At 55.8% G+C, this 14,256-nt stretch carries 11 protein-coding genes; 3 read left to right on the top strand and 8 right to left on the bottom strand.

From position 1 onward, the window contains the following. Window positions 1-76: 76 nt before the first annotated feature. Genes ACR0LI_RS14960 through ACR0LI_RS14945 form a run of 4 tightly spaced genes read right to left on the bottom strand, consistent with a single transcriptional unit; the run spans window position 77 to window position 3,993 of the window. Window positions 77-733 carry an ABC-type transport auxiliary lipoprotein family protein gene (locus ACR0LI_RS14960; protein WP_171636366.1) on the bottom strand — a complete coding sequence of 219 codons (657 nt, stop codon included), beginning with the start codon at window positions 731-733 and terminating at the stop codon, window positions 77-79. Next, window positions 730-2,046 carry an MlaD family protein gene (locus tag ACR0LI_RS14955; protein ID WP_171636364.1) on the bottom strand — a complete coding sequence of 439 codons (1,317 nt, stop codon included), beginning with the start codon at window positions 2,044-2,046 and terminating at the stop codon, window positions 730-732. The genes ACR0LI_RS14960 and ACR0LI_RS14955 overlap by 4 nt, the downstream gene beginning before the upstream one ends. Before the next feature lie 5 nt (window positions 2,047-2,051). Next, a complete protein-coding gene (locus ACR0LI_RS14950; RefSeq protein WP_171636362.1) occupies window positions 2,052-2,867 on the bottom strand; it encodes an ABC transporter ATP-binding protein in 816 nt (271 codons plus the stop codon). Between the two features lies 1 nt (window position 2,868). Then, window positions 2,869-3,993 (bottom strand): ABC transporter permease, encoded by a 1,125-nt coding sequence (locus ACR0LI_RS14945; protein ID WP_171724555.1) that lies wholly within the window; start codon window positions 3,991-3,993, stop codon window positions 2,869-2,871. Between the two features lie 261 nt (window positions 3,994-4,254). Between ACR0LI_RS14945 and ACR0LI_RS14940 the strand changes: the two genes are divergently transcribed. From ACR0LI_RS14940 to ACR0LI_RS14930, 3 genes are all read left to right on the top strand, one after another. Continuing rightward, window positions 4,255-5,787 carry an alkaline phosphatase family protein gene (locus tag ACR0LI_RS14940; protein ID WP_480718761.1) on the top strand — a complete coding sequence of 511 codons (1,533 nt, stop codon included), beginning with the start codon at window positions 4,255-4,257 and terminating at the stop codon, window positions 5,785-5,787. Window positions 5,788-5,945: 158 nt separating this feature from the next. After that, entirely contained in the window at window positions 5,946-7,811 is a 1,866-nt protein-coding gene (locus ACR0LI_RS14935) for a PAS-domain containing protein (RefSeq protein WP_480621117.1), read from the top strand. Further along, window positions 7,811-8,512: a response regulator transcription factor gene (locus ACR0LI_RS14930; RefSeq protein ID WP_152460491.1), complete on the top strand. Its 702-nt coding sequence runs from the start codon at window positions 7,811-7,813 to the stop codon at window positions 8,510-8,512. Before ACR0LI_RS14935 ends, ACR0LI_RS14930 begins: the two co-directional genes overlap by 1 nt. Before the next feature lie 142 nt (window positions 8,513-8,654). Here the strand turns inward: ACR0LI_RS14930 and ACR0LI_RS14925 are convergent, their stop codons facing one another. The 4 genes from ACR0LI_RS14925 to ACR0LI_RS14910 are packed head-to-tail and all read right to left on the bottom strand — an operon-like array spanning window position 8,655 to window position 14,256. After that, a complete protein-coding gene (locus ACR0LI_RS14925) occupies window positions 8,655-9,965 on the bottom strand; it encodes an HlyD family type I secretion periplasmic adaptor subunit (RefSeq protein WP_480718760.1) in 1,311 nt (436 codons plus the stop codon). Further along, a complete protein-coding gene (locus ACR0LI_RS14920) occupies window positions 9,949-12,096 on the bottom strand; it encodes a type I secretion system permease/ATPase (protein WP_480718759.1) in 2,148 nt (715 codons plus the stop codon). Before ACR0LI_RS14920 ends, ACR0LI_RS14925 begins: the two co-directional genes overlap by 17 nt. Further along, window positions 12,093-13,436: a TolC family protein gene (locus ACR0LI_RS14915; protein ID WP_480491030.1), complete on the bottom strand. Its 1,344-nt coding sequence runs from the start codon at window positions 13,434-13,436 to the stop codon at window positions 12,093-12,095. The genes ACR0LI_RS14920 and ACR0LI_RS14915 overlap by 4 nt, the downstream gene beginning before the upstream one ends. Further along, window positions 13,423-14,256 carry a SapC family protein gene (locus ACR0LI_RS14910; protein WP_171724551.1) on the bottom strand — a complete coding sequence of 278 codons (834 nt, stop codon included), beginning with the start codon at window positions 14,254-14,256 and terminating at the stop codon, window positions 13,423-13,425. The genes ACR0LI_RS14915 and ACR0LI_RS14910 overlap by 14 nt, the downstream gene beginning before the upstream one ends.

The following is a 14,256-nucleotide window of genomic DNA, read 5'->3' as shown; positions in this document are numbered from 1 at the left end:
TCCGTTAACAACCGTTTACCCAGAACAGGTGTGGGCGAACTGCGCCCGCGCTTACTGTTTTGACATGTGGCTTAACTCAACTGGGGTTCGATCTGGGATTGTTGGCCACATGCGTGCTGATCCTGCGAATGCTCCATTCAACAGAATCCCGCATCGCGCGCCCCAAGGCCAAATCAAACGCTTTGATCAGATCTGATGTCTGGTCGCTTGCGGCAACGACATTTTCCTGAAACGAATTCGAAGCGATGATCTTGTCGTCGTATTCATCGATGACCTTGATGTTCATGCGCACTTCGATACGGATTTTATCTCCGTTCTCGGGGTCCGCGACAACAATCCCCTGAAACTCGCGCAGGTCCGGTGCGATCACGTAATCAGCACGCAGACCGACCGTTGACCGGCCAACGGCAGCGACTTTGCCAGAATTCTCAAAGCTTTCGATCAACAGCGTCTGAACGATCAGGGGTGCGCGATCCACCCAACGTGCCCGCGGCAAATACTGAACCTGTAACGGGGTGGGCTGAATGGCGATCTGATCCGTATTCACAGCGGCGGTTGCTGTTGGTTCTTCAACTACGATCTGTTTTTGTATTCGCGGCAACGCCGACGAAAATGTGCTTTTGGGTGTCAACAGATACAGATCGTTGGGTTTCGCGGCTTGTTTCAAAGTGCCCAAACCGGCACATCCACCGACCAATGCAAACGTCAGAATTGCAATTGCAGGCTTGATCATTGACGGAACTCCGATGCTTGGGTGCCCAGCAGAAACCGCGCAGGATCACGTTCGACCTTGTCCACCAGACGGTCGAGGCTGATTACCAGGCGTTGGGATTCTTCGACGAAGCGAATAAATTGCGGCAGACCCACCCGCAAGAAGTCTGACACCTGCCGGCGGTTGGTCTGAACGATGCCGTCAATTGTCCCCAGCAGCTCTGACGCAGAGTTCGAAGCGCTCAGGACATCGTCTGAAATCTGATCGATCTTACCGGTGATGTTCGAGACTGTTTCGGTGACCTGGTTGGCCGCCTTCCGGATATCTTCCGCAACGGGCGCCACGTCTTCTTCCATGACGCGGTTGGCCGATTCAAAGGCCGTTTCCGCCGAAGACAGCGCACCTTTGGCCGTGTCCATTGCAGATGTGATCGAACCAAGTGTCGTGTTGGCGTTCAACACGGTCTCGTTCACGATCCCCAGCGTGACGCTGCCTTCGTCCGACAAGAGGGTCAACCGTTCGGCCAGTTGCGACCCGCGTTCGATGAAAGGTCGAACGTCCTGCTGCAAGATGCGGTCTGCCGTTTCGATCGTCGTCTTCGCTTCGTCCAGCGCAGCCCTGGCTGACTCGGACGCGGACTTGACCGAATTGAGCGTGTCCGTGCCGGTCTTGAGGGTCGTATCCGCCGTTTCGATCAAAGGGTCCAGACGTTTTGAAAATTCACCAATATCCTTGGCTGCACTGCCTATGTCGCTGGCCACGGATTCAAAGCTTGTCAATGTTTTGTCCAGCCGGCCAGTCGCAGAGGCAAGGTTGTCCAGAATGCTGCTCACGGCTTGCCGGTTCTTGTCGTCGACGACCTTGTTCAGGCTTTCCAGAAGTGTAACGGCCTCGTCCAGCACTTTTGGTGCGCCTTCAAATAATGACTGGATGGTGCTGCGCTTGCTTTTGATCACGCTGTCCTGCGGCAATCTTTCGGCAGTAGGCGACCCGCCAGTAAGTTCAACGTAACCGACGCCGGTAACACCCAGCGATTGAAGCTGGGCGATCGTTTCTTCGGTGATCGGAATATCTGCATCCACTTCTATTCGCACGCGAACCTTGGACGGATCGTCCTCGTCCAGGTTCAGAGAGATCACCTGCCCAACAGGAAGGCCGTTGAAATTCACCCCGCCGGCCGCCGAAAGCCCCGAGACGTTATCGAACAATACATCGTAGTAAGCGTATTGCCGGGTCACTTCGAATTTCGCCAACCACAGGAAAAAGCCGAATACGCCCAACAGTCCCGCAAGGGTGAACGCGCCGATCAGGATGTAATTTGCTCTGGTTTCCATCGCCTTTACCTGTCCTGACCCTTCTGTTGCGCCGCGCGGGCGCGGGGGCCTGTGAAATATTCCTGCACCCAAGGATGATCCACTTTGGTCATATCCTCAATCGGACCTTCAACCAGCACGCGTTTTTCTGCAAGCACTGCAATTCGGTCACAGATGGCGTAAAGGCTGTCCAGATCATGGGTGACCATGAAAACAGTCAACCCAAGTGCCTGCTGCAATTCGCCGATCAACTCATCATACGCAGCCGCGCCAATCGGGTCTAATCCGGCAGTCGGTTCATCCAGAAAAACGATTTCGGGATCAAGCGCCAGTGCCCGTGCAAGCGCCGCGCGCTTTCGCATGCCGCCTGACAGCTCCGATGGAAATTTGCCGCAACTCAGCTGGGGCAGACCCACAAGGCTGATCTTCAACGCACCCAGAGATTCCATCAGTTTTTCACTGATGCCCGTATGTTCTCGCAGTGGGGCCATCACGTTTTGCAATACGGTCAGCGATGAAAACAGCGCACCGTCTTGAAAGGCCACGCCCCAGTGGCGTTCGATCCTGCGGCGTTCCTCTTCGGGACCGTTCAGGACATCCACTCCCAACACTTCTATACTGCCAGCAGCAGGTTTGTTCAGACCCACAATTGTACGTAGCAAGACGGATTTTCCGGTTCCGGACCCGCCAACAATGCCCAGAACCTCGCCGCGCCAGACATCAAGGTTCAGATCGTCATGAACCACCTGCGTTCCGAATTGGTTTCTGAGACCGCGAACGCGGATCACGGCGTCACGCTGCGCTGCGTTCTGTTCCGTTTCGTGTTGCGTGCTATCGTTCATGTCAGATTCCGATTTCGGAAAAGAAAATCGAAAACAATGCGTCGATTGCAATCACCATGAAAATGGATTGCACAACCGAGGCTGTTGTACGCTGCCCCACACTCTGGGCCGACCCTTTGACCTGCAAGGCCTGCCAGCATGCTGTGACCCCGATGACCAGCGCAAAGAATGGTGCCTTGATCAACCCAACCGCAAGTTGCCAGACATCGGTGTTTTCTTTCAAACGGGTGACAAACATGCCAGGGCTTACGCCCAGATCGATCCAGCTCATCAGCGCGCCGCCGAAGAGGCCGGCAACATCTGCGACAAAGCCAAGAATGGGCAGCATGATCAGCAACGCCAAAACACGTGGAATGACAAGAACCTCGATCGGGTCAAGGCCCAGCGTCCGCATGGCGTCGATCTCTTCCTGTACTTTCATCGAACCGATCGAGGCCGTGAATGCCGAACCCGAGCGGCCGGCAACAATAATCGCGGTCAGCAAAATTCCCAGCTCTCGCAGAATCGAGATTGAAATCAGTTCGACCACGAAGATCTCGGCCCCGAACTGTTTCAGTTGTGTCGCACCCTGAAAGGCCAGCACGACACCGATCAGAAAACCCATCAGGGCCACGATGGGAAGGGCTTTGACCCCGGTTTCCTCCATATGAGTGACAAGGGCCGCTTTGCGCAGACGCCACGGCATGACCAGGGTCCGAAACAAGCGGTGCAGGGTGAGGCCCAGAAATTCGAGAATCGACAGGGTATCCTTCCAGGCTCCGAATGTGCCCTGACCCACATGTGCGACCCAGTCCAGAAATCCACGAGGGTCCTCAAGCTTGCCAGGTTTGTCCGGGATGCTGCGTGTCACCGTGTCTATCAGTGTCGCATGTGCGGGTTTCACACCTTGAAACTCCAGCGTGGCACCGATTGACGTGAACCTCCGGCCCAGGTCCGCAACCAGCCAGGCTCCGCCCGTATCCAATGCTTCTATACCGGACAGGTCAATAACGACTTTGCCCCCGCAAGGTTGGACCGCAGCAAAATCACGCTCCACGGTTTGCAGGGATTGTGTGAGCAACTCACCAGAAATGCGCACTTGATTGCCGCTGGCGTCGCGCTCTGATGTGATCGTTGGCTGCGTCATGGTGCCATGTGAAGTAAAACATTCAATGCCTGCAATGACTTTGTGCCCTTTGACGTGGTTTTTGCCGCACAGGATGGCCTTGGCGTCACGCCGGACCATGAGTTGAAGCAAGCGTAACTGTAAACAGGGGTGTTACTTTTCTCGGCTCAAGTCAGGCCGGAAAAGAAAACGCAGGGCTGTTCGACTAATCGGTTGCGCGAAAAACGGAAGCGGGACACATTCCGCTGCGGAACCCTGGGTGCGGAATTCGGAGAAGTCGGTATGCATCACGCCAAGAACGTTCTGTTCATCATCATCGATCAATTGAGGGCAGATTGCCTGAATGGCGCTCTGGCCGAGCACGTGCAGCTACCGAACCTTCGGGCTTTCATGGACGAGGCGGTAAGTTTTACGCGCCACTTCTCTGTCACCAATCCCTGTGGGCCATCCCGCGCATCGATTTTGACCGGCCAATACGCGATGAACCACCGTTCCGTGCGAAATGGTACTCCGCTGCGTCATGACACGCCGAACATGGCCACGGAAATGCGAAAGGCGGGTTATATGCCGATGCTGTTCGGGTACACCGATACCTCTGCCGATCCCCGAGTCCATGATCCCAACGATCCCGTGCTCAAATCTTACGAGCAATCGATGAACGGGTTCCTTGAAGTTGTCGAAATGCGCCTGGAAGAGTCATACCCCTGGCGATCATATTTAATGAAAAATGGCTATACGTTCGATACATATTGGGATGTTTACAAGCCTGTCTCACCGGATGGTCAAACGCCCAAGCTGAACGACCCGGCCATGTATCGGGCAGAACACAGCGACACAGCCTTCCTGACCGATGCGTTTCTGGACGGGATTGAACCTCATCAAGGCGAGGGATGGTTTGCTCATCTGACTTACATCCGTCCTCATCCGCCTTTGGTTGCGCCTGCCCCGTATAACGACATGTACGATCCGGCGGAAATCCCTCTGCCGAAACGCCTGCCAAGCGAAGCCGCTGAAAAGGCACTGCATCCGTTTTTCGGACCAAAGCTGGACGCTTATACGGCAGAAAAGTTCGTTCATGGCTTTGCTGACGTTGAGCCAACGGATGAAAACATCCGCACTTTGCGCGCCGTTTATCTGGGATTGGCGACCGAGGTCGATCACCATATCGGGCGCGTCGTTCAGTATCTCAAGGACAGTGGGCAATACGACGATACCATGCTGGTCATAACGGCTGATCATGGCGAAATGCTGGGCGACAGGTACAGCTGGGGCAAAATGACTGTGTACGACGCGGCCTATCACACACCGTTGATGATACGTCTGCCGGGGAACGAGGCCATGGCCGGCGCGAAAGTGACCGTTCCTACCGAGTCGATTGATGTCACGCCGACTATCCTTGATTGGATTGGGCAGACTGTTCCAAACGCCATGGATGGCAGGTCTTTGTTGCCCTTGTTGCAAGGCGACGTTCCCGGTGATTGGCGCAGCTATTCCTTCAGCGAGCTGGATTTTTCGGAACCCGAAGAACCGACCCTCTGGCAGCGGCGGTTGGGAACGGGCAACAGTGATTCCTGTCTGGGAATATTGCGGGACGAACGATTCACGTTGATCGAATTTGCAGCCGACCTGCCGCCGATCCTGTTTGATCACCAGGGACAAGGAGAATTCGAAAACCTTGCGGATAACCCCGCGTTTGCGGCTGATCTTGCCCGGTTGGGCAGACAGATGCTGCGCCATCGGATGCGAAACATGGATCATACCTTGTCGTTGCACTCCATCACTTCCGAAGGCGCGAAGTCCCGTTCCAGATATTAGGATTACTGCACGCTTTCGCGCTCTTTTCAGTTAGATCATGGAAGTTGCATGAGAAGTTTTGTCGTTCATCAATTCCACTACCGGCGCATCAATTCTGATGGTACCCATGGGGCGTGGAGAAGACGAACCTGGACATCACCGAACAGCGCATAAAGGCGATGACGACTGCCGGACTGAATCTCATCGGTCAGGCGCTTTCGATCTATGACAGCAACCTGAAACTGGTGCTGAGCAATCGTCGGTTCAAGGAAATGTTCGACCTGCCGGACGAGCTGGTCGAACGCGGAGCCTTGTTTCGGGATACCATCCATTTTCTCGCCAGCCGTGGCGAATACGGTGACGAAGAAAGTGTGGAAAAAATGGTGAACCTGCGCGTCGAGCAGGCTTTGGCTTTCGAGCCTCATTACATGGAACGCGTAAGGCCCAACGGGCAGGTTATCTCGATAGAAGGCGCGCCGTTGCCACAGGGCGGATGGGTTGCGGTTTACACTGACATTACCGGCACCCGGCGTGCAGAAAACCTGCTGCGGGCGCGATCGGAAGAATTGTCGGAACAATTACTCGGCCACGCCGAAGAACTGTCTGCAACCAACCGAAAGCTTGCGGCCACGATCAAGGCATTGGAAGAGGCCAAACGCGAGCTGACCGAAATCGAAGCCCGCACACGCATGATGACCGAAATGATGCCGGCTCATATCGCGCATTTGGATAGCACTGGTCGATATGACTACTCCAACCGCCGTTTGAGCGCGGTCCTTCCCGGACGTCCGTCGGAGGTTCTTGGGCTTCACATATCCGAAGCTCTTGGTGCCGCCGCGTATCGGCGGGTCAAAGCGCATCTGGCAAAAGCATATGACGGAGAAACCTCCGTATTCGAGTTCACCGAGGATCAGGATTCCCGCCGTATCCGCGTTTCATTCACGCCCGATGACGCCGGTGGCGTCTATGTAATGTCGGTTGATATCACCGAAGAAACGCAGGCGCGCGTCGTTTTGCAGCAAACGCGTCGGCGGGCTATGGCCGCCCAGATGACCAGTGGATTGGCCCATGACTTCTCCAACTTGCTGACGATCATCCTTGGGATGCAGTCCAAACTGAACAAAATGGACCTGTCGGATGAAGCACATGAGCTGGTTGCCGCGACACAGCAAACGGCGCGTCGGGGTGGGCAATTGCTGAACCGGATTGCGGATATGACCGGGAACCGAACGCCACATCCTCAGGCCACGGACATGAAGGCGCTGTTGGAAGACCTGAGAATATTGGCCTCGCCTTCCTTGCCGCGCGGCGTCGGTTTGTCGGTGGTCAACACTTTGCCCGACCGGGCTTTGATGCTGGACCCGGGAATGGTGCAGGATGCGTTGCTGAACCTAGTGCTGAATGCGCGGGATGCCTGCGGCAGTTCGGGTCAGATTACAATCAGCGCGCATACCATCGGAGAAATCTGGGTTGAAATCACCGTATCGGACACTGGCCCGGGCTTTACTCCAGAGGCGCTGGAAAAGGCGCTGAACCCGTTCTTTACCACCAAGGGAAGCGACGGGTCGGGGCTTGGTCTGCCCATGGTGTATGACACTGTCAAGCTGGCCGGGGGCGATCTGAATCTCAAGAACACGGTATCAGGCGCGTCCGTCGTTTTGCGGTTGCCCTATCGGCCAGCTCCGCCCGTGCAAGACGGTCTGGTACTTCTGGTCGAAGACAGCGAAGATTTGCGGGGGCAGTTTCGGGATATGCTGGTAGAGCTGGGCTTCGCCGTCATCGAGGCCAATTCGGTAGATGAGGCGCTGGCGTTGATTAACAGCGTTGAAGACATTTCTCTTGTCCTGTCCGATATCCGTCTCGAAGGAAGTGGTACCGGTCTGGACATTTTGCGGCAGGTGAAGCCGGGATTGCCATGTATCCTTATGACGTCGCTGCCCAGTTCGGACCCGTTGTACCAGCGCGCCCTTGCGTTGGCCCCGGTGTTGCGTAAACCGTTTTCGCAGGCTCAATTGTCAGCCCTGATCCAAACCGAGGCCGCCTGATGACGCAACCGCTAGTTACCATCCTCGACGACGAACCCGAAATCCGGCGCATCCTGACGGACGCTCTGGAGGATGCCGGTTTCCGTACGCAGAGTTTTTCCCGCGCACGAGAGTTCGAGGCTGCGCTCAACCGTGTGACGCCCGATGTCTGTCTGGTCGACCTGTCATTGCCGGATACGGATGGGCTGGCGTTGGTTCATCGTCTGGCGTTGGAACAAGGCGCGGCAGTGATCATCATTTCGGGGCGCGCGCAGGTGCAGGACCGTGTTACGGGGCTGGAACTTGGGGCAGACGATTATATTACAAAACCGTTTGACCCTGCGGAAGTCGTGGCGCGGATCAGGGCAAGATTAAGAACACCTCGCACTCAGACCTCTCATTCGGATACGGCGGAATTCAACGGCTGGACCGCACATTTTGACCGATACGTCCTTGAAAGTGAATCAGGTGACGAAACGCCTTTCAGCCATGCAGAGGGGGAAGTCCTGCGGCTGTTTCTGGAAAGCCCCAAGCGGCTGATCAGCAGAGGGCAAATGCAGGAGTCCCTGGGTGGCGCAGCCGGAGACAGTTTTGACAGGGCGATGGACGTTCGGATTTCCAGGTTGCGCACCAAGCTGGGAGAAGATCCCAAGAACCCGCGGTTGATCAAGACGATCTATGGGGCGGGGTATATATTCTTGGGTGATGTCGGTTGGAAGTAGTCGCAGATCCAACCGGCCGAGACTTGGTCAGATGAGTTGTTTTCCATGTTTGTTTGACCCTTTCGAGCCTTCCGTGCTGAAGCTGCTGACTCCGAGATTTCCGTATCGGAAGTGACACGTCTGTCCCCAATTGCCCCATCGCTCATTCGCGCAATGCCTGATCCTTTATCTTCACAACCGGTTGCAGAATATAGTCCAGCACTGTTTTGCGACCCGACAGAATGTCGACTTCGGCGATCATTCCAGGTATGATTTCGACTGCTATGCCATTCCCATTAAGCATGGTGCTTTTGGTTCGAATCTCGACCACAAAGACCTCTTCGTCATTACGCTCAGATCGAGTGACCGTGTCTGCTCCGATGCGGATGATTTCCCCATCCAACGCTCCGTATCGTGCAAAATCATAAGCCGTGATTTTGACCTTCACAGGCTGACCAGAATGCAGAAACGCAATGTCCTCGGGCTTTACATAGGCTTCAACCAGCAATGTGTCGTCCAGCGGCACGATTTCAACAAGGTCCTCTCCACTGCGGGCAAGACCGCCAATGGTAGAGCGATGAATCCGGTTTACAATGCCGCGTACCGGAGACCGAACCTGCGCCCTTGAGGCCCGGTCGCGCAAAGCGGGCAGGGCGGGTTGCAAGGCAGCCAGCTCGGCAGTGGCAAGCGCCAGGTCCGTCAGCGCGGCGCTGCGAAACCGGCTTCGCACCGCTTGAATTCGATCGTCGATTTCGTCCAAGCCCGTTTGCAATCTGTTGGTTACGGCTTCTGCCCGCACCTTGCGACCGCGCCATTCGGCTTCACTCCGCCGCAACGCAAGCAATGTTGTTGCAGGCTCCATTTGACGCTCGACCAGCGGCGCCATGATCGCCCTTTCTTCAGCCAGGACCAGCAAGGTTTCCTCTGCCGTCACTTGATCGACCAGGCCTTCCTCAAATTCTCGCTGTTTTTGCTGACGCTGACGCTCCAAGATGGCTATTTCTGCCTCCAACTCGGCCCGCCGGCCTTGGTACAGTGCAGTTTCAGATTGCACGACGGTAGGCGCGCCGTTGATCAGTTGAACATCGAAATCCAGTTGTGTCCCATCAATTTCGGACCGAAGGCGTTGGATGCGCGCCATCAGCCCGAACGCGCGTTGCTGTTCCTGACTGAGCTGACTGTCAATTTGGGTTGTTTCCAGTTCCATAAGCAGAGAACCTTTTTCGACCAGTTGGCCTTCGCGCACATGCAACGACTGCAATACGCCGGGCTCGGTGGCTTCGATCAGCTGGATGTCTCCGGAAGGCACGATCCGGCCGTCCACGCGCGTGACATCGTCCAGTTCAGTCAGGTGCGCCCACAATAGGGCGGCGATCAGGCAGAGCAAAATCACCAAAAGCAGCAAGGAACTCCGAACAGGAGAGCGTCCCTGCATCTCGCGCGCCAGGGTGGCCAGATCAGGATGCTGCGACATTCAGGTGCCTCCCTGTCCGGCGAACATGTTGCGTCAGCATGCTTTTGGGGCCATCCGCCGCGATTTTCCCGTGTTCAAGGATGATGACTCTGTCAACAAGCTCCAACAGGCTGGTTCTGTGTGTAATGACAACCATGGTGGACTCTGCCGTGCATTCTTTCAGACGTTGGATAACCTGGGCTTCGGTTTTGACATCCATCGCGCTTGTTGGTTCATCCAGCAAGAGAACCGGCGGACGGCCTATTAGTGCCCTTGCCAGGGCAATGGCTTGACGCTGTCCGCCAGAGAGGCCTTCGCCGCGTTCCGCGAGTTGAAGATCGTAACCCCCGGGATGGATGGCCACGAAATCCTCAACCCCGGCGGCGCGGCCTGCTTCGATCAGTTCGTGATCTTTTGGCCGGATTGCACCGCTTGCGATATTGTCCCGGACTGATCCGGAAAAGAGCCATATGTCCTGTAAGACGGATCCGATATTGCGGCGCAGATCGCCAGGATCGATCTGGCGGATATCAAGACCGTCGAACGTAACAGATCCAACACGCGGCGCGTACAATCCCAGCATCAGACGTGCGATGGTGCTTTTACCGCAGCCAATCTGACCAAGGATCGCCACTTTTTCACCCGGTTTGATCGTGAATGAAACGCCTTGCAGGGTATCTTCCCCTTGGTCAGGGTAGGAAAAATACACGTTGTTGAAGGCGATCGCTCCTTTGAAATGGGGCCGGTTCACCCATGTTCGGCCTAGTGGGCGTTCGCTTTCCGCCATCATCAGCGCGTTGAGATTTCGGTATGCACTTCGGGCTTGGTTAAGCCTTGCCAACGTCTGCGCTAACTGCCCCAAGGGTGCCAGGGCCCGCCCTGTCAGCATTACCGAGGCAACCAAAGCGCCCATGCTGGTCTGGCCGTCTGTGATCAGAAAAACACCATAAAATACGATCAACACCTGTGCCGCTTGTTGCGTAAAACCGGTCAGGTTGAGAGCAAATTGTGTAACGGCCCGGCTCTGAGCACCGTGCGAGGATTGTCGTTCTATCGCCTGCTCCCATCGGGAACGCATTTGCCGGCCCGCTGCTGTTGTCTTTATCGTTTCAAGGCCCGAGACGGCTTCTACGAGGACCGACTGTTTGGATTGCCCGTCGGACAGGCTCTTTTCTGCCATGCGCGACAGAAGCGGCTGTACGGCCAAACCTGTCAGCAGAACCACAGGCACGGCCAGAGCCGGGACCAATGCCAGTTGTCCGCCGACCAGGTAAATCACAAATACGAACAACCCGATGAACGGCAGATCCACGACGGCAACAAGCGTTGCGGATGTGAAGAACTCACGCAGGGTCTCGAAGTCACGGATGGTACTGGTCATGGCGCCGGTGGAACCCGCGCGTGACTTCATCTGGATGTTCAGAACGTGGTCGAAAATTCGCCGCCCCATGAACAAGTCGGCTTTTTGCCCGGCCTTGTCGATAAACGCCGCTCGCAGCAATTTCAGCACGAAGTCAAATAGCAGCGCCAGAGCTACGCCCGCCGTCAAGGCAATAAGCGATTCAATTGCCTCATTGGGCAACACGCGATCATAGACAACCATGATGAAAACTGAGGTCGACAAGCCAAGAAGGTTTGCCAGAGCCGCAGCGAGAGCAACCTGTATGTAAGTCCATCGATTGGCGGACAACGCCGCGCGAAACCAATGACCTCGGTTACCCGTGTGACCGGCGTCCAGTTCATCTGTATGATTTCGCCGAAACAAGACCGCGAAACCGGTGTATGAATTGGCCAGCTGTTCTTCTGAAACTTCGCCGATTCCTTCACCAAGTTCCGGGTCATAGATCAGCAAGGCACCGTTTTTTGCGCGGCCATGGTACACAACAGCCTTGTTTTCGGTCATCAGCAACAAGGCCGGGGCCAATGCTTCGTCAAAACTCGCGATGCGCCGCTCGCCATAGCCCGCCTGTAGACCTGTGTTTTCCGCCACCGAGAGGATGTCACGAACAGTCAGATCCCCGTCCGAACCGGTCTGCGACGCCTGGATCGTTGCAAGGGTCAGAGGGCGTTCAAGCGTCGCAGCAATATTCAGAAGGCAGGCTTCGTAGCATGTCAAACGGGCGCGATCCGACATTGATTTCAACGTGCTCATTTTACCTCGTTCCAATTGCCAAGCGAAATTCCGAGCAGGTCCAGAATGTCTCCGGTAAGGCTCAGAGCCGCGTAGTTGGTCAGAAAATAACTCTGTTCGGCCAGAATCAGGCGTTCTTGCGCATTTACGTAATCGCGTTGAGCGTCCAGGATTTCGATCAGGCTGCGACGCCCGATCGAGAACTGTGCGCGGGATGCAGCAACACTGTCGGCATTGGCACTTGCCGCAAAACGGGCCGCGCGCAGCCGTTCCGCGCCTGCTTTTTGATCGGATCGAATAAAGCCCAGCTCCCGCATGATTTCGCGAACCAGTTGCTCTCGCGCGAACTCCGCTTCTTTCACCTTTGCTTCTGCGGCGGCGATGGCGGCGCGGCGTTGGCCGGTGCTGTCCAGCTCGTAGTTGAAAGAAAGATCCACGCCAAAATTTGCATCCCGAGTGTCATCCTGGTTGGCAAATGCGGCGACCCGAACGTTCGGTTTGCGACGTGCCTGAGCGGCCGACCATTCGGCTTTGGCTGCCAGCAAGCTGGCATCCGCCCTACGGATCTGAGGGCTGTTCATCACGACCTGGGCATCACTTCTATTCAGCGGTGGGGCTGGTACAGGAGGGGGCAATGATCCGGGAAAAGTCCCGAACACTTCTCGAAACCGCGCTTCGGCCCGATCAGTTCGTGATCGCGCGTCAGCCAGTCTTGTGCGTGCATCTGCCATTCTGGACTGAGCGGCCAGAACATCTGCATTTGAACCGGCGCCGCCCGCTGTGCGGTCCGAAATCTGACGCACCAGTTCTTCATGAACCGAGACATTGTCGGCCGCGATGCGGAGTATTTTTCTTTGATCAATGACAAGCACATAGGTCTCGATGGCGGCCAGCGCCGTGGCCGATGCCGTCTGAATCTGATCGCCCCGTGTTTCCAGAACACGTGCCCGGGCTGCCGTCAGATCCCCCGAGGCAGCCCCACCGTCATAAACCAATTGTGAAATTCTCAGATAGGGTGAAACATCTGCAATATCAGATTCGACCCGTTCGGACCGTGCATTTATTCCCAACGAGATCTGCGGAAGAAATGCGCCTTCCGCTGCATCTTGATTGGCTGATGCGATATCCATCCTGGTATTACTTTGCGCCAGTGTCGGGCTTGTCTCCACCGCCTGGCGCACGCGTTGCCCGAATGCACTACTGCTGAGCTTTGCCGATGGCTTTGCTGCCCCTGCACCGGTGGTCCCGGGTGCCAAGGACACTGCCACTGGAGTCAAATCAGGAGGGGGCGTGCAGGCGGACAACGCTATTGCAAGCAGAGCGAACGCAACCCAGGACAACACTGCTTTACAGGAACGCATGATGACCCTCCTGACTGCAATGGTCCATGGCTTCTTCTTTCTGTTGCGCCGCAACCAACGCGTCCAAGAACCCTGAAACACCGGTGGTCTGTTGTGTCAGAGAACCATCAGCTTCTCGATGTGAGCGAGCATGTGCATGTGTCAGCCAGATACTATGGGTCAGCGAAATCTGATGAGCGTGAATCAGTCGCAAACCCCCATTCGATGTAAGCAGTGACAAGTGCGCGCGGGGAATTTTCTCCAGGGCTTTCTGCGTGACGCCAAAATGCCCGCACGGGAACTCAACCCCCTGAAAAGAGGTAAGCGGACCAAACAATCCCATGTCAGTAAGAACACGACACAGATGAGTTGTGTATTTCATCGACTCTTTCAGGGCGCGAAAGAAGGCTGCGACTTTTTTCAGTTCCGGCGCAAATTGCCCAGATTTGTCGAAGAATACCTCGTCCTCCGGATTGTCAGTGATAAGCCCCGCCGTTTCGTCGACAAGCAATTCGTCACTGCCGTCACCATCCGATTCAATCAGTCGTGGCCGAAACGGAGCACAGCGCAAGACGCATGGCACATAAGTCGCCAGCCATTTGCCATGTGCTGATACAAATGGCGTAGGCTGGTCTGGTTGCATGGACAAAACAGCCACTGGGTAAAAGCCGTGTTCAGATTTCCGAAAAGTGATTGGAAATGTGGCGGCGGCCTGAAGAATTTCTGCTTCGACCACAGGGCAATCTGCCATAGTCCCTGCGAAATCGAACGAGGTGAACCGCCGCCAGAACCGATGACCATGTCGTCCAAGACTGACCGGAGTTAAGCCATTCTGTGCCAT

The sequence above is a fragment of the Ruegeria sp. CL7 genome, from assembly GCF_056536445.1.
Note: the sequence above shows the minus strand (reverse complement) of the source record. Positions and strands in the feature narration are given on the sequence as shown.

What these genes read in the sequence shown, in the direction of transcription:
- ACR0LI_RS14960 (WP_171636366.1), bottom strand. Translation starts at nt 733, where the DNA reads ATGATCAAGCCTGCAATTGCAATTCTGACGTTTGCATTGGTCGGTGGA.
- ACR0LI_RS14955 (WP_171636364.1), bottom strand. Translation starts at nt 2,046, where the DNA reads ATGGAAACCAGAGCAAATTACATCCTGATCGGCGCGTTCACCCTTGCG.
- ACR0LI_RS14950 (WP_171636362.1), bottom strand. Translation starts at nt 2,867, where the DNA reads ATGAACGATAGCACGCAACACGAAACGGAACAGAACGCAGCGCAGCGT.
- ACR0LI_RS14945 (WP_171724555.1), bottom strand. Translation starts at nt 3,993, where the DNA reads ATGACGCAGCCAACGATCACATCAGAGCGCGACGCCAGCGGCAATCAA.
- ACR0LI_RS14940 (WP_480718761.1), top strand. Translation starts at nt 4,255, where the DNA reads ATGCATCACGCCAAGAACGTTCTGTTCATCATCATCGATCAATTGAGG.
- ACR0LI_RS14935 (WP_480621117.1), top strand. Translation starts at nt 5,946, where the DNA reads ATGACGACTGCCGGACTGAATCTCATCGGTCAGGCGCTTTCGATCTAT.
- ACR0LI_RS14930 (WP_152460491.1), top strand. Translation starts at nt 7,811, where the DNA reads ATGACGCAACCGCTAGTTACCATCCTCGACGACGAACCCGAAATCCGG.
- ACR0LI_RS14925 (WP_480718760.1), bottom strand. Translation starts at nt 9,965, where the DNA reads ATGTCGCAGCATCCTGATCTGGCCACCCTGGCGCGCGAGATGCAGGGA.
- ACR0LI_RS14920 (WP_480718759.1), bottom strand. Translation starts at nt 12,096, where the DNA reads ATGAGCACGTTGAAATCAATGTCGGATCGCGCCCGTTTGACATGCTAC.
- ACR0LI_RS14915 (WP_480491030.1), bottom strand. Translation starts at nt 13,436, where the DNA reads ATGCGTTCCTGTAAAGCAGTGTTGTCCTGGGTTGCGTTCGCTCTGCTT.
- ACR0LI_RS14910 (WP_171724551.1), bottom strand. Translation starts at nt 14,256, where the DNA reads ATGGCACAGAATGGCTTAACTCCGGTCAGTCTTGGACGACATGGTCAT.